This window comes from Methylobacterium bullatum (assembly GCF_014845095.1).
In the GTDB taxonomy this organism is placed as follows: Bacteria; Pseudomonadota; Alphaproteobacteria; order Rhizobiales; family Beijerinckiaceae; genus Methylobacterium; species Methylobacterium bullatum.
The window spans coordinates 1-1,900 of sequence record NZ_NKUG01000271.1 but is presented as its reverse complement, the minus strand read 5'-3'; the positions used below and the strand labels follow the sequence as shown (position 1 = coordinate 1,900).

General features: G+C 72.3%; 3 protein-coding genes. All 3 read left to right on the top strand.

All coding sequences use genetic code 11. The annotated features are described in order from the left end of the window. Nucleotides 1–803 (top strand): AprI/Inh family metalloprotease inhibitor (locus MBTS_RS22995; RefSeq protein WP_192216577.1); only part of this gene is annotated, 803 nt, incomplete at its 5' end. Nucleotides 804–831: 28 nt separating this feature from the next. Beyond that, a complete protein-coding gene (gene trhO, locus MBTS_RS22990; protein ID WP_147831072.1) occupies nucleotides 832–1,581 on the top strand; it encodes an oxygen-dependent tRNA uridine(34) hydroxylase TrhO in 750 nt (249 codons plus the stop codon). Nucleotides 1,582–1,594: 13 nt separating this feature from the next. Further along, the gene (locus tag MBTS_RS22985; RefSeq protein ID WP_018045441.1) at nucleotides 1,595–1,813 is read left to right on the top strand and encodes a SlyX family protein; all 219 of its coding nucleotides are present in this window, start codon (nucleotides 1,595–1,597) and stop codon (nucleotides 1,811–1,813) included. The last annotated feature ends 87 nt before the right edge of the window (nucleotides 1,814–1,900 follow it).

Below are 1,900 nucleotides of genomic sequence, written 5' to 3'. Positions count from 1 at the left end.
CCTCGGAGACGCCCGCCGCGGCGAGCCCGCCCCCCGGCTTCGTGGAGACCCTGCCGCCCACCATCGAAGGGGTTCCCGGCACCTGGGACCTGTCGCGGGACGGCAGCACGCGGCGCTGCGTCATGACCCTCGCGTCGCAGAGCTTCGAGGGCGGGCGGCGCCTGTCGTTTCCCGCCGGGTGCCGCCGTGCCCTGCCGATCCTGAACGAGGTCGCCGCCTGGCTGTTCGTGGACGGCGTCGTCCGCCTCGTGGACAAGAACGTCCGGCCGGTCCTGATCTTCAAGGCGCGGGACGACCGGCGCAGCCTCATGGCCAAGACCGAGGGGGGTGAGGTCTACAGCCTCGTCCCGCTCCAGATCGTGGCGATGGCGCCCCCTCCCGCGCCCGCGCCGGATGGCGGCGCCGGGTTCAAGCTCGAACGGGACGATCCGACTGCCGCAGGGGGCCAGAATACCGGGGCGCAGACTGGCGCAGCGACGCCTGCCGGCGCGCGGCCGACGGCGGGCGTCTACGCCCTCGACCGCTACCGCGAGCAGGACGTCTGCCGCCTGGAACTGAAACCCGCGGAGGGGGGAGGGACCGCCCCGGTCCGCTTGCTCGAGGGCTGCCGCGACAGCGGGCTGACGACCTTCGATCCGGCCGCTTGGCTGGCGGCTCCCGGCCGGCTCACCCTGGTGGCACGGCGCGGCCATGTGGTGGGCCTGGTGCCGGCGGGGGAGAACCATTGGCGGCGCGAGCCGGAAGTCGGCACCACCTTCGTCCTGCGCCGGATCGAGGGCGGGGCGCCCAGCGGTTCCCCCTAAAGGCCACGCCTGATAGACCCTGCCGCCGATGCCCTACACCGTCGCCGCCCTCTACCGCTTCGTTCCCCTGCCCGACGCCGCAGACCTGCGCGACGCGTTGGAGCGGCGTTGCGTGGAACTCGGCATCCTCGGCACGCTCCTCCTGGCGCGCGAGGGGATCAACGGCACCATCGCTGGCAGCGAGGCCGGCATGGCCACGCTCCTGTCGGACCTGCGCGACGGCCCGCTTTTCGGCGAGCGCCTGAGGGATCTCGACGTGAAGCTCTCGCGCGCGGAGGCAGCGCCGTTCGCTCATCTCAAGGTGCGGGTGAAGCGGGAGATCGTGACCTTCGACGACGGCGCCACCGATGCGGGCGAGGCGGGGATTCCCGTGCCGCCCGAGGCGTGGAACGCGCTGCTCGATACGCCGGGCCTGCTCCTCCTCGACACCCGCAACGCCTTCGAGGTCAATCTCGGCACGTTCGAGGGGGCCACCGACCCGCATTTGTCGCGGTTCTCGGATTTCCGGGCCTATGTCGACGGCCTCGACCCCGCCGCGCATCCGGCGGTGGCGATGTTCTGCACCGGCGGCATCCGCTGCGAGAAGGCCGGGGCCTATATGCGCGCCAAGGGGTTCGGCACGGTCCACCATCTGGAGGGCGGCATCCTGCGCTATCTCGAGACGATCCCCGAGGCCGAGAGCCGCTGGCGCGGCGACTGCTTCGTCTTCGACCACCGCATCGCGCTCGGACCCGGCCTCGTCGAGCGGCCCGACCACGATCCCGAGACATTGCGATGAGGCGGGGCCAGCCATGACCGACGACGACACGCTCTCCGCCCGCATCGACGCCCTGGAGATGCGGCTGACCGAGCAGGACGTGGTGATCGACGACCTCAACGCGACGATCACCGCGCAATGGCGCCAGATCGATGCCCTGACGCGGCATCTGGCCAAGCTCGTGGAGCAGGTCGAGGAGGCCGGCGCCCGCACCGGCACCGGCGCCCCGGAACCGCCCCCGCCGCATTATTGAAGCCCCCCAAACACGCCCCGGCCGGCGGTGGAAGGCCGGCGACGCGGGCCTCGTGACAGGAGCCCGGTGTCGGGCCCCGCCCCGAAG

Excerpts from the sequence above, each read along its gene's own strand:
- MBTS_RS22985 (WP_018045441.1), top strand. The coding sequence starts at position 1,595 with ATGACCGACGACGACACGCTCTCCGCCCGCATCGACGCCCTGGAGATG.
- trhO (WP_147831072.1), top strand. The coding sequence starts at position 832 with ATGCCCTACACCGTCGCCGCCCTCTACCGCTTCGTTCCCCTGCCCGAC.